A 26,613-nucleotide genomic window follows, 5' to 3' on the forward strand; every position below is an offset into this window, starting at 1 on the left:
GCCACTTCGTCAGACCCGGCAGAGGCCGAGTGTCGATGTCTTAGCGCCGGTCGCCCCGCCTCAAGGCCTCACCGCTGGCCCATCACATAGGCGCGACCGGTCCATTCCGGTCATGCTTCAGCCACGGGCCAGGGCTTCCAGCGCTTCGCCTTCCAGGCGCTGGCGTGTCCAGCCGGACTTAGGCCGCGCGCCGATGCCGCGATAGAAGCGGAGGGCGTTTTCGTTCCAATCCAGCACGTCCCAATCCATGCGGGTGCAGCCTTGCTCGACGGCTCGCGCGGCGAGGAAGCGAAAAATCATGCGCGCTACGCCCTGGCCCCGGCGTGCAGGCTCGACGAAAAGGTCTTCGAGATAGAGGCCGTGGTGTCCGTGAAAGGTGCTGAAGTTGTAGAACCAGAGGGCGAAGCCGACCGCAACGCCATGGGATTCGGCGATAAGCGCCTCGGCCCGTGGCGGCGAACCGAACAGCGACTGCGAGAAATCCGCTTCCGTTGCGGTCACCTCATGCGCCAGACGCTCGAACTCCGCCAAGGCACGGACGAAGCGAAGGATCGTCGCCTCGTCCCCAGGACGAGCCAATCGGAGCGTTACGGCGCCCGGCGTGTCCACGGCCCCCCGCCTAGAGCATGAGGTTCAGCGGCTCTTCCAGAATCGCCTTGAACGCCTGCAACCATTCGGCCCCGAGCGCGCCATCGACCACGCGGTGATCGACGCTGAGCGTGGCGCTCATCACGGTGGCTATGGCCAAAGCGCCATTCTTCACCACCGGCCGCTGCTCGCCCGCACCGACAGCCAGGATCGCAGCCTGTGGCGGGTTGATGATGGCCTGGAAGTCCTTCACCCCGAACATGCCGAGATTGGAGACTGAGAAACCGCCGCCCTGGAACTCCTCCGGCTTGAGCTTGCCGGCCCGTGCCCGCAGGCCGAGGTCCTTCATCTCGTTGCTGATCGTCGCCAGACCCTTCTGATCGGCGCGGCGGATGATCGGCGTGATCAGCCCATCTGGAATAGCGACTGCGACCGAGATATCAACGTCGTCGTAGAAAGCGACGCCTTCTTCGAGGAAGCTGGCATTGACCTTCGGCACGCGGCGCAGCGCGAGCGCCGAGGCTTTGATGACCATATCATTGACCGACAGCTTGAACGCCCCGCCGCCATCCTTAGCGGAGCGGGCGTTCAGCTCGCCGCGCAGCTTCAACAGCGCATCGAGCTCGATATCCATCGTCAGGTAGAAATGCGGGACGGTCTGCTTGCTCTCGGTGAGGCGCTTGGCGATGACCCGGCGCATCGAGGTATGCGGCACGAGCTGGTGCGGCGCGGTGATCGAGGCGGCCTTTGGCGCCGCGGCAGCGGGTGCCTTCGCGGCGGCTGGCGCTGCTGCGGCAGGTGCCTCCGCCTTCGGCGCGGCTGCTGGCTGGCTTTGCGCCGCCTCTACATCGGCGCGGACAATCCGTCCGTTTGGCCCGCTACCGGTAACGCCCGAAAGATCGACGCCGTGTTCCTTAGCGATGCGTTTTGCCAGAGGCGAGGCGATGATGCGGCTACCCCCCGCGCCGTTCGGCTGAGACTGTGCAGCCGGTTGCGCCGCCACCTGAGCGGGAGCCGCTTGAGCCGGGGCCGGCTGCGTGGGAGCGGTCTGTGCGGCAGGCGCGACTGTGGTCGGCGCGGACTTCGGCGCGCCGGTTGCTGGTGCCGCGACATCATCCGGCACCGCCTCACCCTCGGCCACCAGGATCGCGATCGGGGCGTTGACCTTCACCCCCTCCGTGCCGTCGGCGACCAGGATCTTGCCGAGTACGCCCTCATCGACCGCCTCGACCTCCATGGTCGCCTTGTCGGTCTCGATTTCTGCGATGATGTCGCCGGCCTTCACCGTCTCGCCGGTCTTCTTGAGCCATCGGGCGAGCGTGCCCTCCGTCATGGTCGGCGAGAGAGCGGGCATCAGGATGTTGGTCGCCATCGGCGTGCTCCCTCAAACTATCTTGCGAACGGCGTCGACGACCCAATCGGGCTGCGGCAAGGCCAGTTTTTCGAGATTGGCAGCATAGGGCAGCGGCACATCGAGGCCATGCACGCGAACCGGCGGAGCATCCAGCCAGTCGAAGCAATGCTCGATGATCTGCATCGCGATCTCGGCGCCGATGCCGGCGAAGGGCCAGCCCTCCTCAACCGAAACCAGACGGCTGGTCTTCTTCACGCTCTCGACGATGGTCGCGGTATCGAGTGGGCGGAGCGAGCGGAGGTTGATGACCTCGGCGCTGATCCCCTGTTCGGCGAGCTTCTCGGCAGCCTGAAGCGCCACGCCCACCATGATGCTGAAGGCAACGATGGTGACGTGCTCGCCGACCCGCTCGACCTTGGCCTTGCCGATCGGCAGCACGAAGTCCCGCGAGGTCGGGCAAGGGAAGCTCTGGCCGTAGAGCATCTCGTTTTCGAGCACGATGACCGGGTTCGGATCGCGGATGGCGGCCCGCAACAGCCCCATGGCATCGGCCGATGACCAGGGCGCAACGACCTTGAGGCCGGGGCAATGGGCGTACCAGGACGCATAGCACTGGCTATGCTGGGCGCCCACGCGCGAGGCGGCGCCATTGGGGCCACGGAAGACGATCGGCGCGCCCATCTGACCGCCGGACATGTAAAGCGTCTTGGCGGCCGAGTTGATGATCTGGTCGATCGCCTGCATGGCGAAGTTGAAGGTCATGAACTCGACAATGGGCTTAAGGCCGGTCATCGCGGCGCCGACGGCCATGCCGGTGAAACCGTGCTCGGTGATCGGCGTGTCGATGACCCGGCGCGGCCCGAATTCCTCGAGCAGGCCCTGGCTGATCTTATAGGCGCCCTGGTACTGGGCGACTTCCTCGCCCATGAGAAAGACATTCTCGTCGGCGCGCATCTCATATGCCATGGCGTCGCGCAGCGCCTCGCGCACGGTCATGGAGGTGGTGGCACCCCAATCCTTCTCGGGCTCCGACTTGGCAAGCGCCGGGCCTGGCGCGGCGGCGGCAGGTGCCGGAGCGGCAGGCGCTGGCGCCTTGGCTTCCGCCGGTTCCGCCTTGGCCGGCGCTGGAGCCGAGACGGCACCCGGCTCGCCGCCGATTTCGGCGATCGGCGTGTTCACCGCGACACCCTCAGTGCCTTCCTCGACCAGGATCGAGGAGAGCTTGCCCTCATCGACGGCCTCGACCTCCATGGTCGCCTTGTCGGTCTCGATCTCGGCGATGACGTCGCCGGCGCGGATTTCCTCGCCCACCTTCTTGAGCCAGCGGGCGAGCTTGCCTTCTGTCATGGTGGGGGAAAGCGCCGGCATCAGGATCTGCGTCGCCATCAGAGTCAGGCCTCCACCAGGATGTCGGTCCAGAGTTCGCTGGCATCCGGCTCCGGACTGGACTGCGCGAAATCAGCGGCGTCCTGAACCACGGCCTTAACCTCGTCGTCGATCTGCTTGATATCGGCCTCATCCACACCCTGCTCGGTCAGCAGCGCATGGACGGATTCAATGCAGTCGCGCTCACTACGCATCTTCTGCACCTCTTCCCGCGTGCGATATTTCGCCGGGTCGGACATCGAGTGGCCGCGATAGCGATAGGTCTTCATCTCGAGGAGGAACGGCCCCTTCCCCGCGCGGCAATGCGCGATGGCCTGGGTTGCCGCCTCCTTCACCGCGATGACGCTCATGCCATCGACCTGCAGGCCGGGGATGCCGAAAGCCTGGCCGTTCTTGGAGAGGTCCTTGGAAGCCGAGGCCCGCTCGACGCTGGTGCCCATGCCGTAGCGGTTGTTCTCGATCACGAAAACCACCGGCAGCTTCATGAGCGCCGCGAGGTTGAAGCTTTCGTAGACTTGGCCCTGGTTGGAGGCGCCCTCGCCGAAATAGGTCACGGACACATTGTCGTTGCCGCGATACCAATTGGCGAAACCGAGGCCGGTGCCGATGCTGACCTGGGCGCCGACGATGCCGTGGCCGCCGTAGAAGCCCTTGGCTTTGCTGAACATATGCATCGAGCCGCCCTTGCCGCGGGAATAGCCCGTGGCGCGGCCCGTGAGTTCCGCCATCACGCCGCGCGCTTCCATGCCGGTCGCCAGCATGTGGCCGTGATCGCGATAGCTGGTGACTACCTCATCGCCTGGTTTCAACGCGGCCTGGATGCCCACCACTACGGCCTCCTGGCCGATATAGAGGTGGCAGAAGCCGCCGATCAGACCCATGCCATAGAGCTGGCCGGCCTTTTCCTCGAACCGGCGGATAAGGAGCATATCGTGATATGCCCGGAGCAGATCGTCCTTGCCCATCGATGTTTCCCGAATTTTGGTGCGTCGCTTGGGATCGGCTGCAAGTGGCATCCCATTCTCCGTGCTGGCCCGACCGTGCCAGAGGCTGGCGGCGGCGGCGGTCTCTCGAAGCGATAGCTATGTACCGCGAGCGGCACGGCCTGCAAGACCCCTAACCCCTTATGCTGCAACGCAATAATAGCAGTTAACCGAATACTGGTTAACACGCTTGGAATGCAATCCTTGGCTGTGGCTCGGTCGCTGGGAACCCCTCGAAACCGGTCCTGCGGCGGCAGGCGACACGGTCGCCGCAATCCACGTCGAAAACGCAAGTGTAACGGAATTTTTATCTTGCGGCGCTAGTTCCTGAGCGGGCGGCAGCCCAGCCGCAAGCGCAGGTAAATCAATTCGATGCCGGTTTTCATCCCCGACGACACCGCCGATGCCGCCGTCGAGGGCGCCCTGGCTCGCTCGACCTATTCGGTGGATGGCGCAGGGATCAAGGTCGGGATCATTTCCGACAGTTTCGATGCGGATGGCAGCTATGCCGCGGATGTGACCAGCGGCTACCTGCCAGCGGGGATCCAGATCCTGACCGACAACGCTGATGGCACCAACGAAGGCCGCGCGATGGCAGAGTTGATCCACGAGACGGCGCCCGGCGCGGCGATCGCTTTCGCTGATGTGACCGACGGCACCGGCGATGCGACCCAAGGGAACTTCGCCGCCGCCGTGGACGCCTTGGCGGCAGCGGGCTGCAACATCATTGTGGACGACGTTTCGACAAGCGACGAGCCGACCTTCCAGCTCGGCAACGACCTCGACACCGCGATCGCGAGTTTCATCGCGGATGGCGGCGACTACTTCACCGCCGCTGGCAATGACGGCGCCGATTACGACCAGACGACTTTCAGCGCTGGGCTCACCACCATTGCCGGCCTGGGCGAGGTAACCGCCGAGAGCTTCGCGCCGAGGGTGTATCAGGACGCGCTGACCTTGGCGCCGGGGGCGACCGAAGTGGATGTTCGCCTCAGTTGGGACCAGCCTTTCGCGAGCATCGGCGGCGGGGGCGCCTCAGGTGAAGGCTCCGACGACAGCCTGAGTCTCTACCTTATGAACGGCAGCGGCCAGATCGTGGCGGAGTCGGTCGCCGACCAGTCAGGCGGCAATCCGTATCAGGATCTCGACTACACGGCGCCTGCCGGCTCCGACGGGCATTTCTCGATCGTGGTTGCGCTGGCGGATGGCCCGGCGCCGACAACGATCCGCCTGGATCTGGCGAATGATCCGGGCACGCTCGCTTTCCAGGGCGGCGGAGACGGCGATCTCTCCGGCCAGTCGCTAGTCCCCGGCGTCAACAATGTCGGCGCCGTCGATGTCGATGAAACGCCGTCCGAGGATGTGTCGCCGCCGGTCGTTGAAGGTTTCTCGCAATATGGCGGCGGGGAATTGCTGTTCGACGGCAATGGCGTGACGCTACCCATACCGCAGGCGACATCGGGGATCGCCTTCGTCGCGCCGGATGGCGCGACGACGAGTGTGGGACGGCAATTCGCGCCGTTCTATGGAACCTCCCCGGCAGCGGCGGTGGCGGCCGGAGTCGCGGCGCTCATGCTCGAGGCCAATCCAGCGCTTACACCTGCCGAGGTGACGGCGGGGCTCGAAGCCTCCGCCATATCGATGGCGTCACCGGCGCAGAGCGGCGCAGGTTTGATCCAGGCGCCGGCCGCGGTCGCCGAGGCGCTCGGGATGGCGTGTTTCGCCGCGGGCACGCGCATCCGCACGCCCTCCGGCGAGGCAGAGGTCGAAACGCTGCGGGTCGGCGATCTGGTCTCCGTCGCGCGGGGCGGGGCGGAGGCGATTCGCTGGCTCGGCCGGCGCCGGGTGGATTGCCGGCGGCACGTCTCGCCGCATGCCGTTTGGCCGGTTCGAATTGGGGCGGAAGCCTTCGGGGCAGGTGCGCCTCTCCGCGATCTGTTTTTGTCGCCGGACCATGCCGTTCATGCGGAGGACGTGCTCATCCCGATCAAGCATCTCATCAATGGCGTCAGCGTGCGGCAGGCCGGGCGGGACGAGATCCACTACTTCCACATCCAGTTGCCGCGTCATGAGGTGATCCTGGCGGAGGGGCTGCCGGTGGAGAGTTACCTCGATTCCGGCGACCGGCAGGTCTTCGACGAGGGCGTGAGCGACGCACATCCGTTGTTCGGCGGGCTGCGGCAGGATCTGCCCTTGTTGTGGGATGGCGTAGCGGTCGCCGCGCTTTGCGTCACCGGGCCGCCGGTCGAGCGGGTGCGAGAGGCGCTGACGCGACGGGCGGAGGCAATGCGGGCGGAGGTGGAGTGAGCGGGTTGGGGCTGAAAGTCGTGTTGTGGGTTGTGTTGACCAGTTCCGCAGGTGTCCCGTTATGCTCGGCGCAGGCCGGGCATCCACGCCTTACTTGCTCCACGAAGGCAAGGCGGGATGGCACGGGGTGCCCCGCACGCCTTCGCGTGCCATGACGGTGTGTGCGGCGAGCGGCGGCTTACAAAGCCCCCGTTGCAAACGCATTGTTAGCTGCGCTCAGCACCGCCTTCATCGAGGCCTCGCCGCTATCGACATCGATGCCGACGCCATAAACCGTGCGGCCATCCGGCAGAGCGCATTCGATGTAAGCCGCGGCCTGGGTGCCGGAGCCTTTGCCGATCGCGTGCTCGTCGTAATTGACGATGTCGAGCGCAATGCCGCAGCCTTGCCGCAGCGCATCGGTGAAGCTGGAGAGCGGGCCGTTGCCCGTGCCCTCGATAACCCGCCCCACACCGTTGATCTCGATCCGGCCGACGAAACGCCTGCTGCGGTCCGCCCCGGTGACTGTGTAGTCGACCAGGACGAGCCGGCCATCGCCGTCGAGGTGGTAGGCACGACGGAAGGCGGCGACGATATCGGCGGTCGTCGTTTCCCGTCCGGTGCCATCGGCGATCTCCTGCACGACGCGGCTGAAGGCGATCTGCAGGCGGCGCGGCAGGCGGAGGCCCTGATCCTGCTCCAGGATCCAGGCGACGCCGCCCTTGCCGGACTGGCTGTTGACGCGGATCACCGCCTCGTAGGAGCAGCCGATATCGGCCGGGTCGATCGGCAGATAGGGCACTTCCCAGGTCGGATCGTTCTGCTTCGCGCGAGCGGCGAAGCCCTTCTTGATCGCATCCTGATGCGATCCCGAGAAAGCCGTGAAAACCAAGTCCCCCGCATAGGGATGGCGGGGATGGATCTCGATCTGGTTGCAATGCGCCACCGTCCGCACCACCGAAGGCACGTCCGAGAAGTCGAGCTTCGGATCAACGCCCTGCGTGTAGAGATTGAGCGCCATCGTCACGATATCGACATTCCCGGTCCGCTCGCCATTGCCGAACAGGCAGCCTTCGACGCGATCGGCACCAGCCATCAGGGCCAATTCCGCCGCCGCGATGCCGGTGCCGCGGTCGTTATGCGGATGCACCGAGATAATGGCGCTGTCGCGGCGCGACATGTGGCGGCAAAACCACTCGATCTGGTCGGCATAGACGTTGGGAGTCGCTACCTCCACCGTCGCGGGCAGGTTGAGAATGATGGGGCGATCGGGCGTCGGGCGCCATTCGTCCATCACGCGCTCGCATACCTCGAGGGCAAATTCCGGCTCGGTGAAGCTGAAGGTCTCCGGCGAGTATTCGTAGGTCCAGATGGTGCCCGGCCGCTCCTCCGTCAGCTGGCGGATCAGCCGGGTGCCGGAGACGGCGAGATCGATCGTGCCCTGGCGATCCTGGTTGAAGACCATGCGGCGAAACAGTTCGGACGTCGCGTTGTAGAGGTGGACGATGGCGCGATGCGCGCCGTCCAGGCTGTCGATGGTGCGGCGGATGAGTTCCTCGCGGGACTGGGTCAGCACCTGGATCGCGACATCCTCAGGGATCAGACCCTCGGTGATGAGCATGCGAACAAAGTCGAAATCGGTCTGCGAGGCGGAGGGGAACGCGACCTCGATCTCCTTGAAGCCTGACTTGATCAGCAGATCGAAGAAACGCCGCTTGCGCTCCCCATCCATGGGATCGATTAGCGATTGGTTGCCGTCGCGCAGATCGACGGAACACCAGCGCGGCGCCTGGGTCAGGCGGCGCGACGGCCATTGTCGGTCGGGCAGATCGACGGTGGCGGCGGCGTGGTATTTGGTGGCTGGGGCGCTCAGCATCATGGGGCGCTCTTTCTTTCCGTAACGGTCTCGGGGCTCGGGCGGCTGGCTACGGTCGCGCGCTGGCCGTCAGCGAGCGCGACCGCACCGAAGTCGCGCGAAACGCGCGCCGGAAGGTTTTAGGCTCGGTAGCCGATTGGTGCAGGGAAACATTGAGACTTCGCAAAGATCGGAGGAGAGGAGTGCCGGGCGCCGGATCAGCGCGCGGCAAGGCGCGACCTTCTTTAGAAGGCCGGGGTGGTAAGTCGCCCCAACAGCGCCTTGGCGCTGATATTCCTACGATCGCTCATGTCGTGATCATTGCCCGCGCAGAAGCGGCGCTGCAAGCGAAAGGGCGCGAAAGCGGCATGCGTCCGCCGAATGGCCGTCAGCCGGTCCGCCGCAGCGCCTCGCCCATCCGCGTCAGCGATTGCTCCTCGAAGTCCAGTTCTTCGAGCAGCAAGCGCACCGTCTCGTCATTAAGGCGGCGCGCAGTACGGAGCCTGCGTAGCTCGACCCGCTCGGCACGCACGGCGCGTAGCCGGATCGCCATCTCGGAGCGTTGCTCGGCCAAAGCGCCGTCATGGGCGACATCGTGATCGTCGTGGCTTTGCAGGCGGCGGCCGTAATCCGCGAGCACCATGTCACTGGCGCTTTCATAGGCAAGCAGGGCGTCGCCGGTCCGCCGGGCAAGCGCCTGGGGGCGGAGACGCTGCATTTCCTGGACGGCCGCCTCCGCCATTTCGCGGCGGGCCTGTGCGGCCTGCTCCGCGATCGGGTCGGTTTCCGGCATGTGCATCAAAGGCAGCAGCAGCGGAAGACCGACCGCCGCGATCACGAGCGAGAAGAGGATGACGCCGGCAGCGACCGCGATCAGCACGGCCCGCGCCGGAAATTGGTGGCCGTTCGCGGTGACGAGCGGGAGAGAGAGAATGCCCGCGAGGGTTACGGCACCGCGCACCCCCGCGACAGCGAGGCCCATCATCTCCGGCATCCCCGGATTGGGGAATTTTTTGCGGCGGAGGGAGTAGACCAGCCGGCGTGCCGCGATCGAGACGACGACCCAGACCAACCGCAGCGCATATAACGTCACGGTCACGACCAGGGTCAGCGCCAAAAGATCCCAAGGCGAATAGCCCGCGGACCGCGTAAGCCGGATACCGTCGCGAAAAATCTCCGGAAGCTGCAGCCCGAGCAGCAGGAAGATCACGCCGTTGAAGGCGTATTCGACAACACCCCAGATCGCCGCGGTCCCCAGACGGGTGTGGCTCTTGCCTCCGCCGAAGGGGTTCATGGCATTGCTGGTGAGGCCAGCGCTGACCGCGGCGAGAATGCCAGAGACGCCGATTTCCTCGGAGATGAGATAGGCGACGAAGGGCAGCAGCATGACGAAGGTGACGTAGATCGCCGCCTCATCGATCCGCCGGGTGAGCACGTATTTGTCGAGGAGGGCGAAGCCGTAGCCCAGCGCGGCACCAACGGCGAGGCCGCCCACCGCGATGACGACAAAACTCGCCGCCGCATAGCCGAAGGAGAAGGTGCCCGTCACGACAGCGGCGACGGCGAAACTGAAGGACACCAGGCCAGAGGCGTCGTTGAGCAGCGCCTCGCCTTCCAGAATATGCATGAAGCGGCGCGGGGCGGGCCTTCCGGCAAGGACACCGCTGACGGCAACCGCATCGGTGGGAGAGAGTGCGGCGGCGAGCGCGAAGGCGGCCGCCAGAGGAACAACGGGCAGCACCCAATGCACGACATGACCTAAGCCCACGACCGTGAAGAGAACGAGGCCGACGGAGAGCGCTAGAACCGGCCCGCGCTCCTCCATCAGCTCGCGCTTCGGGATGCGATAGGCGTCGGCGAAGAGCAGCGGCGGGATGAAAAGAAGGAGGAAGACGTCAGGATCAAAATCGACGCGGAGGCCGGCATAGGCTGCCAGAGCGCCAATAGCGACTTGCAGCAGCGGCAAAGGCACGCGCACCACGCCGACCGCCAGATTGCTGAGGGCAGTTACGAAGAGCAGCAGGAGGATGGTGGTGACGAGGTGCATCTAGCGTTTCGCTAGAGCGTGATGATCTAATGCGGAGCCGCGCCCCAGAGATCCGTCATGGCACGCGAAGGCGCGCCATCCACGCCTTGCCTTTGTTTCGCAAGCAAGGCGTGGATGCTCGGCCTTCGCCGAGCATGACGTAGTGGAATGAGCGAGGTTAGACCTAGAGACATCTCGCTGCAGGCTCGTCGTCAGGAGCCTCGGCCTCCGTCCCGTCCATCTCATGCTTGGCGAGAGCCGCGCGTCCGCGCCTCGTCTTCGGCCCCGTCGCGATGTGATTCGATTGGAGGCCCGGTCATCGCCGGCATCACCCATCCCGCGCAGGAAGGTGCCGGAGGCGGATCACCGGCCTAAGCCAGGACCCGCCCCGCGACGGCATCGAGCTTGGCGAGGAGCGCCGGGTCGCGATGCGCCGGGGCGGTGATGAGGCTGTGATTGAGTGCGCGGTCGCAGCCCGAGTGGCAGACATGCCGGTTAAGGTCCAGCGACGGCACCAGCTTGCGGACGAGGTTGCGGGCATTGTCCGCATTGGCGAAGAGCGTGCGGACCACTTCATCCACCGTCACTGCGTCATGGCCTTCGCGCCAGCAGTCATAGTCGGTGACCATGGCGACCGTCGCGTAGCAAAGCTCGGCCTCGCGGGCGAGTTTGGCCTCGGGCATATTGGTCATCCCGATGACGCTGCAGCCCCAGGAGCGATAGAGGGTGCTCTCGGCATAGGTCGAGAATTGCGGCCCTTCCATCGTGATGTAGGTGCCGCCGCGCGTGACCGGCAGGCCGAGTTCACGCGCCGTTTTCTCCAGCGCATCGCCGAGCCGGCCGCAGACGGGTTGCGCCATCGAGACATGGGCGACGCAGCCTCGGCCGAAGAAGCTTTTCTCCCGCGCGAAGGTGCGGTCAATGAACTGGTCCACGATCACGAAATGGCCGGGTGGCAATTCCTCCTTGAGGCTACCGACGGCGGAGAGCGAGATCACATCGGTCGCGCCGGAGCGTTTCAGCGCGTCGATATTGGCGCGGTAGTTGAGGTCGGTCGGCGACAGCGGATGGCCTCGGCCATGGCGCGGCAGGAAGATGCAGCGCAGCCCGTGCAGCCGGCCGAACAGCAGGGAATCGGAGGGATCGCCCCAAGGTGTCTCGACCCGCCGCCACTCCTTCTCCTCGAGATCCGCGATATCATAGAGGCCGGAGCCGCCGATGACGCCGAGCACGGTTTCCACGGTGTCAGTCACGCGGCAGGCCCGTCCAGATGCGGCGCTTCAGGAGGTAGGTCAGCAACGTGAGGAAGGCGAGGAAGAGGATGACCTGGACACCGGTGATGCGCCGCTCCTCCAGCGAGGGGTCGGAGGCCCAGGCTAGGAAGGTCGCGACGTCGTGCGACATCTCGGGCACCGTCGCCTTGGTGCCGTCCGCGAAGGTCATCTGGCCGGCGCGCAATGGGTTTGCCATGGCGATCTGGTTGCCGGGAAAGGCGTCGTTCCAGTTGCGGTTGTTGAACATCGCGGCGCCGGGAGGCGCGTCACCGTAGCCGGTGAGGAGACGGTAAACGTAATCGGCGCCGCCCTGCCGCTGGCGGGTGATCAGCGCCAGATCGACCGGATAGGCACCGTTGGATGCGGCGCGTGCGGCCTGGGGATTAGGCCAGGGGTCATGGAAGAAGTCCGACGCGATGCCGGGCCGCAGCACGGCCAGTCCATTGGAGTCATAGCCGCCGGGAACCATCGCATTCGCGGCAACCGCGGCAGCCTGGTGATCCGAAAGTCCAATGCCCTCAAGATCACCGTAGCGCAGGTGGCTCAACGCGTGGCAGGCGGCGCAGGCCTGCTGATAGACCTGGAAGCCGCGCTGCAGGGAGGCGCGGTCGAAGGTGCCGAGCGGTCCCTCGAAGCTCCAGCGCTGCGGGTCCGCCGCCCTCGCGGTCTGGTTCGCCGCGAGAAGAGACACGCCGCCCAGGGCGAGCACGGCGAAAAGCGTGCGGGAGAAGCGGCGCATCACGAGGTCTCCAGCCCGCGCGTGCCGGGCAGCGTCGTCACGGATGGCCAGGCGCCCGATGCGGGGCCGCCGAGCCTCGGCGAAGCAGGCACCGGCAAGGGTGTCGGGGTTTCGATCGCGCCGATCAGCGGCAGGACGATGAGGAAGAAGACGAAATACAGTAGCGTGAACAGCCGATCGAGCAGCAGCCAACCCGTTGTCGTCGGATGCGCGCCAGCCCAGCCGAGCAGGATGACGAGAACGATGAAGGCCCAAAACGCCGGGCGGAAGATCGGGCGATAGCGGGCACTGCGCGTCGCCGAGGTGTCGAGCCAGGGCAGCGCGAAGAGCACGGCCCAGGCGGCGAGCACCAGCACGAGGGCGATGAAGGAATTCTGCGCGCAGCGGGTGATCGCGTAGAAAGGCAGCAGATACCATTGCGGCACGATGTTGCTTGGAACGACCAAGGGATCGGCGGGCAGGAAGTTCGCCGCATGCTCGAAGGTATAGGGGATGAAGAACACCACCACCGAGCAGAGGATGAGAAACACCAGCACCGCGAGACCGGCGCGCACCGTGTAATAGGGGTGGAAGGGCAGCACATCCTCGGCCGCGACGGCCTCGACACCGTCGCGGTTGCTCGGACCGTTCTCGCGAATGGCGCGGATATGGACATAGACGGCACCGACCACCGCGAAGGCGAAGAGGATGTGGAAGGTGTAGAAATGGGTGAGCGTCGCGGCACCCAGCGTATCGCCGCCGAGGATCCAGCGCACCACGCCATGGCCGACGAAGGGGATGCCCCCCAGCGTCCAGGCCAGCGCCAGCGTGGACCAATAGGACATCTGGCCCCACGGCAGCAGATAGCCGGTATAGGCCGTGATCTGCATCAGGATGAGCGTCACGAGGCCAAGCTGCCAGATGCGCGCGCGCGGCGCCTTGTAGGTTCCGTAGTAGATACCGCGCGCCAGATTCACATAGGCGACGATGAAGAAGATCGAGGCTCCCGCCATGTGCATGAGCCGGATGAGCCAGCCGTAGCTCACGTCGCGCATCAGATACTGGATGGTCGCGAAGGGATCGACGCCGACGACATAGTTCATCGCCAGGAACACGCCCGTCAGCATCATGAGGCTGAGCGAGACCGCGGCCAGGATGCCGAAATGCCAGAGAACCCCCTGGTTGCGTGGCAGGCGGGTCTCGCCATAGGGGAAACTGGCTCCGGGTGGCGTCTCGACAAAGAGGTTGCGCGCCCAGTTGGCGCGCGTCGCGGGAGCGGCGACGGAGCCTTGGGCGGTCTGAGGCTCTTGGGCCATCGTCTCAGTGCTCCCGGTCAGCCGATGGTGATCTTCGTGGCGGACACGAAATCATAAGGTGGCACGCCGAGATTCTGCTTCGCCGGGCCGCTGCGGACACGACCGGAGACGTCATACTCGCTGCCGGTGCAGGGGCAGACCCAGCCGCCCCATTTGCCGCGATTGTCGGAAGGCTGGTTGCCGGTGGCGACACAGCCGTCAGGCCCACAGGTTCCGTAGACGACGATCCACTCGGGGTGGCCGGTCTTGACGCGGGACAGGTCAGACGCGCGATCGCGGAGCTGGAGAATATCGACATTGGCCATGGCGGTGATCTCCGCCGGGCTGCGGTGACGGACCAGGATGGGCTTGCCCTGCCAGATCACGGTGATGCCGGAGCCCACGGGGATCGCCGCGAGATCGACGCTGACCGCGGTTCGCGCCATGAGGTTCTTCGACGGGTCCATGGTGTCGAGGAACGGCCATATCGCCGTGCCGAGACCGACCACGAGCGAGGCGCCAAGTGTCATTTTGAGGAAATCGCGGCGCGGACCCGGATGGTCCTCGTGATGCGCCGCCGCCGCGGCTCCGGTCGCCACCGTTTCGGGAGCAGGTCCAGCCATCCACCACCTCGATCCATGCCGGACGCCGTCCGAAGGCACCACGTCGCCCGCTGCATGCTTCAACAGCAGAGACGGACGCGTGGCAAGTCGTTGACCGGATACTAGAAGCCCGGCCCGATCCCTGGCAACACGCCAGGGCAACACAGAGAGCCCGAACGATGGACGATCCCGCCTCGGAGGCGAGCGAACATGCCGCATTGCGCGAGCCCGTGGCCGAGTGGTTCCGCGATCTGCGCGACCTGATTCGCGCCGAATTCGAGGCGATCGAGGCGGAGCAGACTGGTCCGCTCGCCGATCGCGCCGCCGGGCGATTCGAGGAAAAGCCATGGCAGCGCCCGACCGAAGATGGCAGCGACGGCGGCGGCGGCGTGATGAGCGTGATGCGTGGCCGGGTGTTCGAGAAGGTCGGCGTCAATATCTCGACGGTCTGGGGCGAATTCGGCGAGGAGATGCGCCGGGCGATCCCGGGCGCCGCGGAGGATCCGCGGTTCTGGGCCTCGGGGATCAGCGTGGTGGCCCATCTCCAGAGCCCGCTCGTGCCGGCGGTGCATATGAACACGCGGATGATCTTCACGCGGGAGGGCTGGTTCGCGGGGGGCGCGGATCTGACGCCGATGCGCCTCGAGTCGCCATCGGCGGTTGAGGATGCGGCGGCGTTTCACGAGGCGTTGCGCGGGGCCTGCGAGGGCTACGGGGCGGAACTCTATCCGCGATTCAAGGAGTGGTGCGACCGCTACTTCTATCTGCCGCACCGGAAGGAGCCGCGCGGTGCGGGTGGGATTTTCTACGACCACTATCGCAGCGGCGACGTCCAACGCGATTTCGCCTTCACCCGCGATGTGGGGCTCGCCTTTCTGCGCGGCTATGCGGCGATTGTGCGCCACCGCATGGGGCAAGCCTGGACCGCAGAGGAGCGCGACCACCAGCTTGTCCGCCGGGGGCGCTACGTGGAGTTCAACCTGCTGCACGATCGCGGCACGCTGTTCGGATTGAAGACCGGCGGCAATATCGAGGCGATCCTGATGAGCCTGCCACCCGAGGTTCGATGGCCTTGAGGCGTGGCGTGGCGCGGTCGCCCCTCGTCCCCCCACTTCTCGTTATCCTCGGCGAAGGCCGAGGATCCACGCCTTTGATCGCGGCGTAAAAGGAAGGCGTGGATGGCACGCCTTCGCGTGCCATGACGGGGGTGGGTGCTTCGGCCGATTGGACAAAGACCCGGCAGGCGGCGCCCCTAACGCGGGCGGACCATTTCGAAGAGGCTCAAGACTTCCGTGTAGTCGCCGCGATAGCCGCAGCGGGCGATGGTGTGGGCGGCGGCAGTGTCGAAACGGCCGTTGGTCAGGAAAGTCGGGTCGATGTGCACGCCAACCACCTGGCCGATGACCATCCAATGCGAACCCTCGCGGCCATCGATGTCCCGCAGGCGCTCGATCGAGATGCTGCGGCATTCGAGTGCCGAGGGAGCGGCGGCCACGCGTGGCGGCTTGACGAGCCTGGAGGGCGCGGCGGCGAGGCCCGCGAGCACCATCTCATCGACATCAGGATCAACCACGGCGGAGGTGATGTTCATCGCCTCGGCGAGCGGGCGCACCGTGAGATTGGCGACGAATTCTCCGGTATCCGAGACGTTACGGACGCTGTCCTTCCAGCCCTCGCTGCAAAACATCACCATGGGCGGCCGGTCGCAGACCATGTTGAAGAAGCTGTAGGGCGCGAGATTGACCACGCCCTCGGTGCTCAGCGTGCTGATCCAGCCGATCGGGCGGGGTGCCACGATCGCCTTGAGGGGGTCATGGGGCAGCCGGTGGCCGCTCGCGGGCTCGTAGAAATGGGTGTCTTGCATGACGCCTGGATATCGTGCCCATGGCGGCTTGGCCATGCACGGCGCCGTCACGCATGGGCGAGTGGCGCCGCCTTTTCTTGACATCCGGCCCCCGGCGCGCGTAAGGGCCGCCGGCTGGAGTGCGGCTTGCCCGCGCCTGGCCTCATAAAAAGAAGCCGCTCCAACGAGGGCGCAGCAAAGAGAGATATAGGACTATGTTCGCAGTCATCCGCACGGGCGGAAAGCAGTATCGTGTCGTGCCGAACGCCATCCTGAAGGTCGAGAAGCTCGAGGCCGAGGCTGGCAGCACGATTACCCTCGATGAGGTTCTCGCGATCGGCGAGGAAGGCGGCGCGGTTTCGATCGGCGCTCCGCTGGTCGCCGGCGCCTCGGTTACGGCGACCGTTGTCGCGCAGGACCGGCTCGACAAGATCATCATCTTCAAGAAGCGCCGCCGGCAGAACAGCCGCCGGAAGAACGGCCATCGCCAGCACGTCACCGTGCTGCGCATCGGCGAAATCGTCGCGGCCTAACCGCTTCATACAGGAGACACAGCAATGGCTCACAAAAAGGCCGGCGGCTCGTCCCGTAACGGGCGCGATACCGCGGGACGCCGCCTCGGCGTCAAGAAGTTCGGCGGCGAGAGCGTCGTTGCCGGCAACATCATCATTCGGCAGCGCGGCACCAAGATGAAGCCGGCGGCCAATGTCGGTCTGGGCAAGGACCACACGATCTTCGCTCTGGTGGACGGCCATGTCCGCTTCGAGAAGAAGGCCGAGCGGGTCCATGTCTCGGTCGTGCCGCTGGCCGTCGCCGCCGAATAGCCGCCGCCTCTTCGATTGATTGGAAAGGGGCCGGCACCGCTGGCCCCTTTCCGCGTTTTCGGCCGCCTCTTCCACCCGCGACGCCTTCGCCACCAAGCCCCCAGGGCCTTCCGCCATGAAGTTTCTCGACCAAGCCAAGATCTACCTCCGCTCCGGTGACGGCGGGAACGGCGCGGCCGCTTTCCGGCGGGAGAAATACATCGAGTTCGGCGGCCCGGATGGCGGCAATGGCGGGCGCGGCGGCGATGTCATCTTCGAGGGTGCGCCCGGCCTGAACACCCTTATCGACTTCCGCTATGCCCAGCACTTCAAGGCATCCAAGGGCGGCAACGGAGCGGGCAGTGACCGCACCGGCGCCAATGCCGAAAACCGGATCATCAAGGTTCCCGTCGGCACCGAGATCCTGGCTGAGGACCGCGAGACGCTGCTCGCCGACATCGACACGCTGGGCAAGCGCGTGCTGGTCTGCCGCGGCGGCGACGGCGGCCATGGCAATGCCCATTTCAAGACCAGCACCAATCGCGCGCCCCGCCGCGCCGATCCCGGCTGGCCGGGCGAGGAGCGCTGGGTCTGGCTGCGCCTCAAGCTGATCGCCGATGCGGGGCTGGTCGGGCTGCCCAATGCCGGGAAATCGACGTTCCTCTCGGTGGTCTCCGCCGCGCGGCCGAAGATCGCCGACTATCCCTTTACGACACTCATCCCGCAACTCGGCGTGGTGCGGCCGACGCCTTACGAAGAGTTCGTGCTCGCCGATATCCCCGGCCTCATCGAGGGCGCGCATGAGGGCGTGGGCCTCGGCGATCGCTTCCTCGGTCATGTCGAGCGCTGCGCGGTGCTGATCCACTTGGTCGATGGCGCGGCGGGGGACGTAGTGGCCGCATGGCGCACCGTCCGTGAAGAATTGCGCGCCTATGGCGGCGGTCTCGCCGACAAGCCGGAAGTGCTGGTGATGAACAAGGCCGATGCGATCGAGCCGCGCGCCCTCTCGGCACGACGCGCGGCGCTGGCGAAGGCTTCGGGGCGGCCGGTGCTGGTCGTCTCGGGAATCAGCGGCCAGGGCGTGCCAGAGGCGCTGCGGGCGCTCATGACGATCATCAACGACGGCCGGACCGCGGAACCGGCGAGAACCGCCGCGACCGCCTGATGTCTCCCCTGCCCCGCATCGCCGACGCCCGACGCCTGGTTGTCAAACTCGGCAGCGCGCTGGTGGTGGATCAAGACGGCGCCTCGCCGCGCTCGGCCTGGCTTGCCGAGGTCGCCGCCGATATCGCCGAGCTACGGCGTGGAGGGACCGAGGTCATCATCGTGTCCTCAGGCGCCATCGCCCTCGCCCGGCGCAGCCTTGGGCTCACCCAGGCGCGGCTGCGGCTGGAGGAGAAGCAGGCAGCCGCCGCTGTCGGCCAGATCCGTCTCGCCCAGGCGTGGAGCGAGTGTCTGTCGGCGCAAGACCTTACCGCCGCGCAACTGCTGCTGACGATCGAGGATAGCGAGGACCGGCGGCGCTACCTCAATGCCCGTGCGACTTTGACGACATTGCTCGGCCTCGGCTGCGTGCCGGTGATCAACGAGAACGACACGGTGGCGACGGCGGAGATCCGCTTCGGCGACAATGACCGGCTGGCCGCGCGTGTCGCCGAGATGGTGCAGGCGGATCAGTTGGTGCTGTTCTCCGACATCGACGGCCTCTACACCGCCGATCCACGCCGTGATCCCGCTGCGACGCATATTCCCGTCGTCCAGGGCGTGACCGCCGAGATCGATGTGATGGGGGGCGAGCCGCCACCGGGCTATTCGTCCGGCGGGATGCGGACCAAGCTCGCCGCCGCGCGGATCGCGACCGGGGCGGGCTGCGCCATGGCAATTGCGCTCGGCCATATGCCGCATCCGTTGCGGGCCTTGGCGGAGGGCGCGCGCTGCACCTGGTTCTTGCCGAGTGCCGATGGCCGCTCCGCGCGGAAGCGCTGGATCGCCGGCAGTTTGCAACCCTTGGGCGCCGTCACCGTCGATGCCGGCGCAGCCCGCGCCTTGGTCGGCGGGCGGTCGCTGCTGCCGGCCGGGGTGCGCGCGGTGACCGGCGCCTTCGCGCGGGGCGATGCCCTGCGCGTGCAGGGGCCCGATGGGGCGGAGGTCGCGCGCGGCCTCTCTGCCTATAACAGTGAGGACGCCCGGCGCATCATCGGCCACCGCTCCGAGGAGATTGAAGCGATCCTCGGCTGGCGCGGTCGCGACGAATTGATCCATCGCGACGATCTGGTGCTCGTTTAGCGCGAGACGCTGCCCTCGGTCCGAAACCACTCCTCCGCAAAATCGCCACGAAGCCTCGGCATCACCAAGGCATGGATCAGATGACGAGCATTGCCCCGGCCACGGAGCGCATTCGCCAGGACCGCATCGCCCCTGCTGGCAAGGAGGAAATCGATGCGCTGACCGGTATTCGTGGGGTCGCCGCCTGTCTGGTCATTGCCTACCACGTCTATCCCTCGGAGCAGTTCCCGTGGGGGCTGCATCAACTGGTGGCGCGGGGCTATCTCGCGGTCGATATCTTCTTCGTGCTGAGCGGCTTCGTGATGGCGCTCAATTACGGGCGTATGTTTCATGACGGCCCGACCGTGCGTGGCACGCTGATCTTTCTGATGCGGCGTGTCGCGCGGCTCTATCCGCTCTACATCGTCTTCCTCGCGGCGCGTGTGGCTTATTCTTTCGCCGCCTATGGCAGCATTCAGGTGCCGCACTACTGGTTCGCGATGAATCCGGAGCATCCGGTCAAGGACCTCATCGCCAATTCGCTGATGATCCAATCCTGGGGAATTTCTCGGGCGATCACCAATCCAACCTGGTCGATCAGCACCGAGTGGGGGGCCTATTTTCTCTTTCCCCTGATGCTGGCACCGATTTTGTTTCGCCGCTGGCCCTTGGCGCTAGGCGCGGCGCTGATCGGCGTTGGGCTCGTCCTACTGGCCGGCTTCCTCACGCTGCATGACGGGATGGGCCATAACGGGCGGCTCGACGCTTTCGACGGGCGGACGCTGGTGCCTCTGGTGCGCTGCCTGGGCGGCTTCATCCTCGGACTGGTGACGTATCGGATCTATCGCTGGGCGCCGGTGGCGCAATTCGCAGGCGGTGGTTTGGGCTGGCTGGTGGTCGTGCTGCTGCTGGGCGGAATTCTGCTGCACGTGACCGATCTCGTGCTGTTCCTGCTGTTTCCGCCGCTCGTTCTGTGCCTCGCCTGCGATCGTGGCGCGCTGGGAAGGTTCTTTGCCTGGGGGCCGATCTTCCAGTCGGGCGTGCTCTCCTATGCGATCTACGTGCTGCACAATGTCTGGATCGGGCCGCTGAACTGGGCGCGCATCGTGCTGCCATTGCAGATGCCGCATTGGGTGGCGGAAAGCGTGATCGCCTTCTGCTTCGTCGTCAGCCTGTTCGGCGTCGCGATGGCCGCGCATCGCTGGGTGGAGGTACCGGGACGCCGCGTGGTCCGGCGACTGGGCGACTGGCTGCTCAGGCCACGCGGCGACACCCGTCTCAGTCGTGGATGAAGGTCGCTTCGATCTCGCCGAACTCGATGCCGAACTTCGTTCCCCATGCGCGGTTCATCATGATCTTCGGCGCCACCATCCATTGCCAGTCGTCGAAGTCGAGCGTGTGGTTCGAGCCACTGCTGGCGAGGTCGAAGGTGTAATGCATGCGATAGGCATTGCCTGATTCGCGCCCTCGCGTGACGCCCACGACGTCCGGCGTGCGTCCGATCCATGTGCCGTCGGCATCGCGCGTGTAAGTCCAGTCGCGATCCTGCGTTTTGCCATCCGAAAAGAGATAGTGCTCGTGCAGCCGTAGTGTCTGCCCGTCCCAGACACCGTTTTCATCGGCGGTGAATTGCTTCACGACGTCGCCGCCACGCGAGAAGAAGAAACCGTAGCCTCTCGAATGGCCGTTGTAGAATTGCTCGACATGGAACTGCGGGGTTCGATCAGCGAAGGCGGTAACCGGCTGCCGCGCACAGCCGGCGAGCAGGAGAAGGGCCGAGCCGGTCGCGGCGAGGCGGGTGGCAAAGCGCATGAGGCGTCTCCGTGATTCGGCCAATTAACGACGGAGTGGTCTCGGCGGATGCGGGCCTAGCCGATGACGTGATGACTAAGCCCGGTATTTGGCGGTTGCGCTCGAAGGGCTGGGCCGTGCCAGAGGATGGTGCTCCTCGACGAGCTTCTGCAGCCGTTCTGCCAGGAGATGCGTGTAAATTTGGGTCGTCGCGATATCGGCATGACCGAGCAGCATCTGCAGGCTGCGCAGATCCGCGCCCCGCGCGAGAAGATGGGACGCAAAGGAATGCCGCAGCACGTGCGGCGAGACACGCGCCGGATCAATGCCTGCTTTCAGGACGAGTTGCTTGAGTTGCAGAAAGAAAGCCTGGCGCGTCAACGGCCGAACTCCGTCGCGTCCGGGAAATAGCCAGCGGCCCGGCTTGTTACGCGCCTGGCGCAGTGTCAATGCGGCTTCTCGCGCCGCGTCCGAGAGCGGCACGATGCGCTCTTTGTTTCCTTTGCCGCGCACGAGGAGCATTTCGGCATTCGCCGTTAGGGCGGCGGCGGGCAAAGCGAGCATCTCCGAGATGCGCAGGCCGGTCGCATAGAGGATTTCCAGGCCCGCGCGCATCGCAAGCCCGGGCAGGCCCGGCGCGGCGGCGGCTTCCTCCAGCAGCCGATCGACCTCCGCCTCGGTGAGGTTCTTCGGCAATGACGGATGAAGCCTCGGCGAATCGAGGAGCCGCGCAGGGTCGTCCTTGCGCAGGCCCTCCCGCAGAAGAAATTTGTGGAACTGGCGTATCGACGCGAGGCGCCGCGCCTGGGTACGTGCCGACAGGCCGGCGGCCGTGATGGCGGCGAGGTAGTCGCGTAAAGCCGCCTGATCCGCGCCGCCCAATCCCAGGCCGCGTGCCGCCAGATGCGCCGCCAGATCCTCGAGATCGGCGCGATAGGCGGCGAGCGTGTTGCGCGCGGCGCCGCGCTCGGCGGCCATCATCTCGAGGAAGGCTTCCAGGTGGCGGGTGCCGCTACCGCTCATGGGGGCACGGCTTCCCGTCGCGGCATGAAGGCGAGCGCCGCCAGAAGGCCAAGGGCGCCGCCGATCAGCGTCTCCCAGCCGCGCGACAACAGCAGGCCGATGGAGGAGGCCTGGCCGGTCGCGTAAAGTGTGATGATCAGCGCGAAGGCATAGGCGCCGCAGGCGATGTCGTAGCGCTCGGGCAGCGCCATGGCATAAATCACCATGGCCACGGCGGCCGCGGCGAAGACCAGCACGGGCAGGTCCGTCGCGACCGGCAAAAGGGCGAGACCAAGCGGCACGCCCACCGCTGTTCCCAGGATGCGCCGCCGCACGCGCAGCAGCGTCGAGGCCCGTGAGCCCGCGATGACATAGGTGCAGGCGGTGATGGCCCAGGCGGATTCCTGCAACCTGACCGCATCGCTCAGAAGCACGATCACCAGTGCCGAGGCGGCCCCCTGCAGACCCATCCGAACGGCGACGCTTTGGGGCGTGAGACCGGCGGGGATCGGCTCTTCACGTGCCAGAGCGGGATGTTCGGCGGGTCCGCTGAGCACCCGGGGCACCACCGCCGCGACCATGGCGACGAGTCCGGCGACGGCAACCATCGGCAAGTCATCGAGTTTCACGCCGGCGGTGAAGGCGTAGAGCTGGCCCATGAAGATCTGCGAGCCGATGCCCGCGCCCAGCACGCCGTAGCGGCGCATATAGCCGACGGCGAAGGCACCGATCAGCAACGCTGCCTCGGGACCCGGCAGGTCCGGCCCGGTCAGCAACGACCCCAGGAGTATCATGAGGACGGCACCGACCATGCCGGCCGCGACGAGAACCAGAAGATCCCGCGACGAGTCCGCCCGCTTGATCCGCGCTTCCGAGACGCTCGCCCAGAGGGCTATGCCGGCGGCCAAGACTGGAATGGCGGCGCGGCCATGCAAGCCCGGGGCGAGTCCCGGCAGGGCGCCGAGCATCCAGGCGACGGCATAGGCGCTGACGAGGCGAAGCCCCTTGATGCGGCGATGCGTGCCGGGGTCGACCCGATCCAGCCAGGCCGTCACTGCAGAGAATGAAAAGCCGTGCACCGATCTCACGGCATCATCGTCACTGGGCGCCGACAGCGCTCGTCGGCAAAGTCTGGTGCACGGGGTGCTGGTGAAGCGGGAGGGGAAATAGCCCAAGCGCCAGGAATCCGCCGATGACCACGATCAGCAGGAAGACGATGAGAATCAGAACATATTGGCGCATCCGGGTGGTCTGCCCTCCGAAACCGAGGCTGTGCTACCCTCAGGTGTGACCACACGCAACAGCTCACTGGATCCCGATGAGGCTCCGGCTCCCTCCCCCCACGCGGGCCCCAGCATCGTGCTGGTGGGCCTGATGGGCGCTGGGAAGACCTCCGTTGGCAGGCGACTCGCGACGCGCCTTGGCCTGCCTTTCGTCGATGCCGACCACGAGATCGAGGCAGCGGCCGGTTGCAGCATCGCCGAGATCTTCGAGCGATTCGGGGAACCGGCCTTCCGCGATGTCGAACGCCGGGTGATCCGCCGCCTGCTGGAGGGACCGCCCGTGGTTCTCGCGACCGGCGGGGGCGCCTTCATGGATCCGACGACTCGCGCCGCGATCCGCGACCGGGGGCTGTCCGTCTGGCTGCGGACCCCACTGCCGCTGCTGCTGCGACGGGTGTCCGGGCGGACGCATCGCCCGCTGCTGATGACCGACGACCCCGCCGCCGTGCTGCAACGCCTGATTGACCAGCGCCATCCCATCTATGCCGAGGCCGACCTGATCATGGATTCCCGCGACGAGCCTTTGGACGAAGCCGCCGACCGGCTGCAGGCGACGCTGCATTCCCTGCAGCTCCCGCGCCGCTTGGAAGTCGCTCTGGTGGGCGGCGGTTACGACGTCGTCATCGGCGAGGATTTGCTGTCGCGCGCCGGAGCGCTGCTGACGCCGGTATTGCCGCAGAAGCGGGCGATCGTGGTGACGGATCGCAGCGTCGCGGCGCTGCATCTGCCAGCGCTCGCCGCCGGGTTGGAAGCCGCCGGCTTTGAGTTCTCGACGGTCGAGGTCGAGCCGGGCGAGGCAAGCAAGTCGATCGAGGGCTGGACCCGGCTGACCGAAGCGCTGCTGGATGCGGGCGTGGAGCGGCGCACGGCGATCATCGCGCTCGGCGGCGGCGTGGTGGGGGATCTGGCGGGGTTCGCCGCCGCCTCGACGTTGCGCGGGCTGCCTTTCGTCCAGGTGCCGACGACGCTTCTGTCTCAGGTCGATTCCAGTGTCGGTGGCAAGACGGGCATCAACACGCCGCAGGGCAAGAACCTGGTCGGCGCCTTCCACCAGCCGCGCCTGGTCATCGCCGATACCGATGTTTTGGCTACGCTGCCGCCACGCGAGCTGCGCGCGGGCTATGCGGAGATCGTCAAGGCCGGGCTGATCGCCGATGCCGAGCTTTACGATTGGTGCGAGGTGCACGGCGCAGCGGTCGTTTTGGGCGACCGCGCGGCTCAGGCGGAGGCGATCTGGCGGGCCTGCGCCTTCAAGGCGCGCGTGGTGGGGGATGACGAGCGCGAGGAGCGACCCAATGACGGGCGCGCATTGCTCAACCTCGGACATACCTTCGGCCATGCGCTTGAGGCCGAGAGCGGCTATGGCGGCGGGCTGTTGCATGGCGAAGCGGTGGCCGTGGGGCTGGGGCTGGCCTTCGCGTTATCCGCGCGCCTGGGGATTTGCGCGCCGGAGGACGGGGCGAGGCTGCGGCGACATCTTCAGGCGGTCGGGCTGCCAGCCTCGATCCGCGATCTCGGGCGGGAGTTCTCCGCCACGCGGCTGATCGCGCATATGCGGAAGGACAAGAAGATGCGGGACGGCGCGCTGCATTTCGTGCTCGTCCGCGGCATCGGGCAGGCGTTCACATCGAAGGACGTGCCGCCCGAGGCGGTCGCGGCGGTGTTGCGCGAGGATGGCTGCGCGGAATAGCGGACGCGTGGCTGTAGCCGCTCTCTTTGGTGATTCGTAACGATCAGCGTGTATCGGCGGCGAATGATCATTTCGCGCGCGTGGCTGAGTCCTGTACTGGCGTTTCTCCTGGCCCTCGCCCCTCACGTTGCGAGCGCCGGCAGTGCACCCGTGCATCGGCGCGTCGTGGTGGATTTGTCGCAGCCGCCTTGGCGAGCAGTCGGGCGTGTGCAGACGGAGCTTGGCGCGCGCTGCACTGGCTTTCTGCTCGCGCCACGCCTGGTGGTGACGGCGGCGCATTGCCTCTACCGCCGCAGCACCGGACGCTTCGTGCAGCCGAGTTCCGTGCATTTCCTCTGGCGCTATGCCGCCGGTGCCTATGCGGATCATGCGCGCGTCGTGAGTTTCGTGGTCGAGCCGGGCTACGATCCGGCGGCGGAGGATCGAAGCCTCGGCGTCGATCGCGTGTTTCTCACGCTCGATCATGCGGTCGGCCCGGCCGGGGATATGGCAGGCCTTTCGCACGTGTCACCGAGACCTGGAGTGCCGCTTCTGCTCGGCGGCTACAACCGTGATCGGGCGGAAGTCGCCGAGGCCGATCCTGATTGTCGTCTGATTGGTTTCGGCGTGGATGCCGGCGGCCACCGGCTGCTGCTGCATGATTGCCTCGGCCTACAGGGCACCAGCGGGGCACCGCTTTTCGCGCGGCAGCCGGATGGTCATTGGGCAGTGGTCGGGCTGGAGGTAGCGATCATAGGCCCGGGTGGACGCACTGGAATCGCGGAACCCCTTGACGCAGAAGCGATGGGTACGGGGCGTTGATCTCCGACAAGCGACGCTTTCCTTCATCACAACACTAGGCCCGCTTTTCCGGAATTTTGTCTCGCCGTTTACGGGGCAATCCGACCCTTGATTGGCAGCCTGCGTCAATCAGGCTTGGGACCGGCTTGTGTCCCCGCGAGCGGGGATTTTCGCCTCTCTCGCAAATGACCGAGGCGCTGTAGAACGACGGCCGGCGCACAGTCGGCTTATCCGCGAATCTAAAGGATTGTACAAAGGAGTGCTGCGTAGAGGACAGCCGCTACCTCAATCGGCTTTCCGTCGCCTGCCATCGCATCACCTGCGACAGGTGGCGCTCAGTCTGCGACAGCAACAGAATTAGGAAAACGAACATGTCTGGCGTCAGCTTCAACAATCCCTACAGTTCCTACGTGAATCAGCAAACGCCTGCGGGTCCGAACGATTTCTACTTTACGCTCGCCAGATACGCCCTGGACAACCGGCGACCCAAACTCTGGTGTGGACCGGAGCCACGTTCGTGACCGGCAATGTCATCAGAGGTGCATTGCAGGACGTGCGATATTTTTGGGACCAGCTGGATCGTCTCCAAGCTTATATGCATGGCGGGAATCCCGTTTTGCCACCTGGCTAGCCAGAGGGCCGTTGGCCCTAGCTCTCTGCCATTCCGGTCCGCCGATCCACCAATGACCGCGACGGGTTAGTCGCATCTGTTCAAATCGCCCGGCCCTTCCATACTGGACTGGGCTGGGTAGATGAAGGCTTCCTGATCCGCCAGCTTCAGCGCAGGAT

Annotated in this window: 24 protein-coding genes; 9 read left to right on the plus strand and 15 right to left on the minus strand. The window is 66.0% G+C overall.

Annotated elements, in window-relative coordinates:
- Window positions 1-117: 117 nt before the first annotated feature.
- The 4 genes from GSQ83_RS19090 to pdhA are packed head-to-tail and all read right to left on the minus strand — an operon-like array spanning window position 118 to window position 4,344.
- On the minus strand, window positions 118-609 hold the full coding sequence (locus tag GSQ83_RS19090; protein WP_158804473.1) for a GNAT family N-acetyltransferase: 492 nt from the start codon (window positions 607-609) through the stop codon (window positions 118-120).
- A gap of 10 nt (window positions 610-619) precedes the next feature.
- Complete coding sequence (locus GSQ83_RS19095; protein ID WP_158804474.1) at window positions 620-1,960, minus strand: pyruvate dehydrogenase complex dihydrolipoamide acetyltransferase; 1,341 nt, start codon at window positions 1,958-1,960, stop codon at window positions 620-622.
- A gap of 12 nt (window positions 1,961-1,972) precedes the next feature.
- The gene (locus GSQ83_RS19100) at window positions 1,973-3,328 is read right to left on the minus strand and encodes a pyruvate dehydrogenase complex E1 component subunit beta (protein ID WP_158804475.1); all 1,356 of its coding nucleotides are present in this window, start codon (window positions 3,326-3,328) and stop codon (window positions 1,973-1,975) included.
- Between the two features lie 5 nt (window positions 3,329-3,333).
- Window positions 3,334-4,344: a pyruvate dehydrogenase (acetyl-transferring) E1 component subunit alpha gene (pdhA, locus tag GSQ83_RS19105; RefSeq protein WP_371418042.1), complete on the minus strand. Its 1,011-nt coding sequence runs from the start codon at window positions 4,342-4,344 to the stop codon at window positions 3,334-3,336.
- A gap of 339 nt (window positions 4,345-4,683) precedes the next feature.
- Here pdhA and GSQ83_RS19110 point away from each other — a divergent pair, with 339 nt between their 5' ends.
- Window positions 4,684-6,618: a Hint domain-containing protein gene (locus tag GSQ83_RS19110; RefSeq protein WP_158804476.1), complete on the plus strand. Its 1,935-nt coding sequence runs from the start codon at window positions 4,684-4,686 to the stop codon at window positions 6,616-6,618.
- 178 nt (window positions 6,619-6,796) lie between these two features.
- Here GSQ83_RS19110 and leuA read toward each other — a convergent pair whose 3' ends face one another.
- The 6 genes from leuA to petA form a co-directional block, all read right to left on the minus strand.
- On the minus strand, window positions 6,797-8,473 hold the full coding sequence (leuA, locus tag GSQ83_RS19115; protein WP_158804847.1) for a 2-isopropylmalate synthase: 1,677 nt from the start codon (window positions 8,471-8,473) through the stop codon (window positions 6,797-6,799).
- A 367-nt stretch (window positions 8,474-8,840) separates the two neighbouring features.
- The gene (locus tag GSQ83_RS19120; RefSeq protein ID WP_158804477.1) at window positions 8,841-10,499 is read right to left on the minus strand and encodes a Na+/H+ antiporter; all 1,659 of its coding nucleotides are present in this window, start codon (window positions 10,497-10,499) and stop codon (window positions 8,841-8,843) included.
- A 350-nt stretch (window positions 10,500-10,849) separates the two neighbouring features.
- On the minus strand, window positions 10,850-11,731 hold the full coding sequence (locus GSQ83_RS19125) for an S-methyl-5'-thioadenosine phosphorylase (RefSeq protein WP_158804478.1): 882 nt from the start codon (window positions 11,729-11,731) through the stop codon (window positions 10,850-10,852).
- Window positions 11,724-12,491 (minus strand): cytochrome c1, encoded by a 768-nt coding sequence (locus GSQ83_RS19130; protein WP_158804479.1) that lies wholly within the window; start codon window positions 12,489-12,491, stop codon window positions 11,724-11,726. The genes GSQ83_RS19125 and GSQ83_RS19130 overlap by 8 nt, the downstream gene beginning before the upstream one ends.
- Window positions 12,491-13,786, minus strand: a complete 1,296-nt coding sequence (locus GSQ83_RS19135; RefSeq protein ID WP_158804480.1) for a cytochrome b N-terminal domain-containing protein — start codon at window positions 13,784-13,786, stop codon at window positions 12,491-12,493. Before GSQ83_RS19135 ends, GSQ83_RS19130 begins: the two co-directional genes overlap by 1 nt.
- A gap of 17 nt (window positions 13,787-13,803) precedes the next feature.
- Complete coding sequence (gene petA / locus GSQ83_RS19140) at window positions 13,804-14,388, minus strand: ubiquinol-cytochrome c reductase iron-sulfur subunit (protein WP_158804481.1); 585 nt, start codon at window positions 14,386-14,388, stop codon at window positions 13,804-13,806.
- A 158-nt stretch (window positions 14,389-14,546) separates the two neighbouring features.
- On the opposite strand from petA, the gene hemF reads away from it, so the two are divergent.
- Window positions 14,547-15,443, plus strand: a complete 897-nt coding sequence (hemF, locus tag GSQ83_RS19145; protein ID WP_158804482.1) for an oxygen-dependent coproporphyrinogen oxidase — start codon at window positions 14,547-14,549, stop codon at window positions 15,441-15,443.
- A gap of 176 nt (window positions 15,444-15,619) precedes the next feature.
- On the opposite strand, the gene GSQ83_RS19150 is transcribed toward hemF, so the two are convergent.
- Window positions 15,620-16,267 carry a flavin reductase family protein gene (locus tag GSQ83_RS19150; RefSeq protein WP_254065791.1) on the minus strand — a complete coding sequence of 216 codons (648 nt, stop codon included), beginning with the start codon at window positions 16,265-16,267 and terminating at the stop codon, window positions 15,620-15,622.
- A gap of 158 nt (window positions 16,268-16,425) precedes the next feature.
- On the opposite strand from GSQ83_RS19150, the gene rplU reads away from it, so the two are divergent.
- From rplU to GSQ83_RS19175, 5 genes are all read left to right on the plus strand, one after another.
- Window positions 16,426-16,743, plus strand: a complete 318-nt coding sequence (gene rplU, locus GSQ83_RS19155) for a 50S ribosomal protein L21 (RefSeq protein ID WP_158804483.1) — start codon at window positions 16,426-16,428, stop codon at window positions 16,741-16,743.
- 24 nt (window positions 16,744-16,767) lie between these two features.
- A complete protein-coding gene (gene rpmA, locus GSQ83_RS19160) occupies window positions 16,768-17,034 on the plus strand; it encodes a 50S ribosomal protein L27 (RefSeq protein ID WP_158804484.1) in 267 nt (88 codons plus the stop codon).
- Between the two features lie 115 nt (window positions 17,035-17,149).
- Window positions 17,150-18,178 (plus strand): GTPase ObgE, encoded by a 1,029-nt coding sequence (gene obgE / locus GSQ83_RS19165; protein ID WP_158804485.1) that lies wholly within the window; start codon window positions 17,150-17,152, stop codon window positions 18,176-18,178.
- On the plus strand, window positions 18,178-19,299 hold the full coding sequence (gene proB / locus GSQ83_RS19170; protein WP_158804486.1) for a glutamate 5-kinase: 1,122 nt from the start codon (window positions 18,178-18,180) through the stop codon (window positions 19,297-19,299). The genes obgE and proB overlap by 1 nt, the downstream gene beginning before the upstream one ends.
- An 80-nt stretch (window positions 19,300-19,379) precedes the next feature.
- Entirely contained in the window at window positions 19,380-20,570 is a 1,191-nt protein-coding gene (locus tag GSQ83_RS19175) for an acyltransferase (RefSeq protein ID WP_158804487.1), read from the plus strand.
- Here GSQ83_RS19175 and GSQ83_RS19180 read toward each other — a convergent pair.
- The 4 genes from GSQ83_RS19180 to GSQ83_RS19195 all read right to left on the minus strand — a co-directional run bounded on the left by GSQ83_RS19180 (window position 20,557) and on the right by GSQ83_RS19195 (window position 23,313).
- Entirely contained in the window at window positions 20,557-21,090 is a 534-nt protein-coding gene (locus GSQ83_RS19180; RefSeq protein WP_158804488.1) for a DUF3833 family protein, read from the minus strand. The two genes, GSQ83_RS19175 and GSQ83_RS19180, sit on opposite strands and share 14 nt — an antisense overlap.
- A gap of 75 nt (window positions 21,091-21,165) precedes the next feature.
- Complete coding sequence (locus GSQ83_RS19185; protein ID WP_158804489.1) at window positions 21,166-22,092, minus strand: site-specific tyrosine recombinase XerD; 927 nt, start codon at window positions 22,090-22,092, stop codon at window positions 21,166-21,168.
- Window positions 22,089-23,159: an FUSC family protein gene (locus tag GSQ83_RS19190; protein ID WP_158804490.1), complete on the minus strand. Its 1,071-nt coding sequence runs from the start codon at window positions 23,157-23,159 to the stop codon at window positions 22,089-22,091. The genes GSQ83_RS19185 and GSQ83_RS19190 overlap by 4 nt, the downstream gene beginning before the upstream one ends.
- Before the next feature lie 10 nt (window positions 23,160-23,169).
- On the minus strand, window positions 23,170-23,313 hold the full coding sequence (locus tag GSQ83_RS19195) for a hypothetical protein (protein WP_158804491.1): 144 nt from the start codon (window positions 23,311-23,313) through the stop codon (window positions 23,170-23,172).
- Between the two features lie 45 nt (window positions 23,314-23,358).
- Here GSQ83_RS19195 and aroB point away from each other — a divergent pair, with 45 nt between their 5' ends.
- Complete coding sequence (gene aroB / locus GSQ83_RS19200) at window positions 23,359-25,044, plus strand: 3-dehydroquinate synthase (RefSeq protein ID WP_371418046.1); 1,686 nt, start codon at window positions 23,359-23,361, stop codon at window positions 25,042-25,044.
- A 63-nt stretch (window positions 25,045-25,107) separates the two neighbouring features.
- A complete protein-coding gene (locus GSQ83_RS19205) occupies window positions 25,108-25,845 on the plus strand; it encodes a serine protease (RefSeq protein WP_158804492.1) in 738 nt (245 codons plus the stop codon).
- The last annotated feature ends 768 nt before the right edge of the window (window positions 25,846-26,613 follow it).

The organism is Acidisoma sp. L85 (genome assembly GCF_009765865.1).
GTDB lineage: Bacteria > Pseudomonadota > Alphaproteobacteria > Acetobacterales > Acetobacteraceae > Acidisoma.

Coding starts and splice junctions, on each gene's coding strand:
- GSQ83_RS19095 (WP_158804474.1), bottom strand. CDS start 1,960: ATGGCGACCAACATCCTGATGCCCGCTCTCTCGCCGACCATGACGGAG.
- GSQ83_RS19100 (WP_158804475.1), bottom strand. CDS start 3,328: ATGGCGACGCAGATCCTGATGCCGGCGCTTTCCCCCACCATGACAGAA.
- pdhA (WP_371418042.1), bottom strand. CDS start 4,344: ATGCCACTTGCAGCCGATCCCAAGCGACGCACCAAAATTCGGGAAACA.
- GSQ83_RS19110 (WP_158804476.1), top strand. CDS start 4,684: ATGCCGGTTTTCATCCCCGACGACACCGCCGATGCCGCCGTCGAGGGC.
- leuA (WP_158804847.1), bottom strand. CDS start 8,473: ATGCTGAGCGCCCCAGCCACCAAATACCACGCCGCCGCCACCGTCGAT.
- GSQ83_RS19120 (WP_158804477.1), bottom strand. CDS start 10,499: ATGCACCTCGTCACCACCATCCTCCTGCTGCTCTTCGTAACTGCCCTC.
- GSQ83_RS19130 (WP_158804479.1), bottom strand. CDS start 12,491: ATGCGCCGCTTCTCCCGCACGCTTTTCGCCGTGCTCGCCCTGGGCGGC.
- GSQ83_RS19135 (WP_158804480.1), bottom strand. CDS start 13,786: ATGGCCCAAGAGCCTCAGACCGCCCAAGGCTCCGTCGCCGCTCCCGCG.
- petA (WP_158804481.1), bottom strand. CDS start 14,388: ATGGCTGGACCTGCTCCCGAAACGGTGGCGACCGGAGCCGCGGCGGCG.
- hemF (WP_158804482.1), top strand. CDS start 14,547: ATGGACGATCCCGCCTCGGAGGCGAGCGAACATGCCGCATTGCGCGAG.
- GSQ83_RS19150 (WP_254065791.1), bottom strand. CDS start 16,267: ATGGCCAAGCCGCCATGGGCACGATATCCAGGCGTCATGCAAGACACC.
- rplU (WP_158804483.1), top strand. CDS start 16,426: ATGTTCGCAGTCATCCGCACGGGCGGAAAGCAGTATCGTGTCGTGCCG.
- rpmA (WP_158804484.1), top strand. CDS start 16,768: ATGGCTCACAAAAAGGCCGGCGGCTCGTCCCGTAACGGGCGCGATACC.
- obgE (WP_158804485.1), top strand. CDS start 17,150: ATGAAGTTTCTCGACCAAGCCAAGATCTACCTCCGCTCCGGTGACGGC.
- proB (WP_158804486.1), top strand. CDS start 18,178: ATGTCTCCCCTGCCCCGCATCGCCGACGCCCGACGCCTGGTTGTCAAA.
- GSQ83_RS19175 (WP_158804487.1), top strand. CDS start 19,380: ATGACGAGCATTGCCCCGGCCACGGAGCGCATTCGCCAGGACCGCATC.
- GSQ83_RS19180 (WP_158804488.1), bottom strand. CDS start 21,090: ATGCGCTTTGCCACCCGCCTCGCCGCGACCGGCTCGGCCCTTCTCCTG.
- GSQ83_RS19185 (WP_158804489.1), bottom strand. CDS start 22,092: ATGAGCGGTAGCGGCACCCGCCACCTGGAAGCCTTCCTCGAGATGATG.
- GSQ83_RS19195 (WP_158804491.1), bottom strand. CDS start 23,313: ATGCGCCAATATGTTCTGATTCTCATCGTCTTCCTGCTGATCGTGGTC.
- GSQ83_RS19205 (WP_158804492.1), top strand. CDS start 25,108: ATGATCATTTCGCGCGCGTGGCTGAGTCCTGTACTGGCGTTTCTCCTG.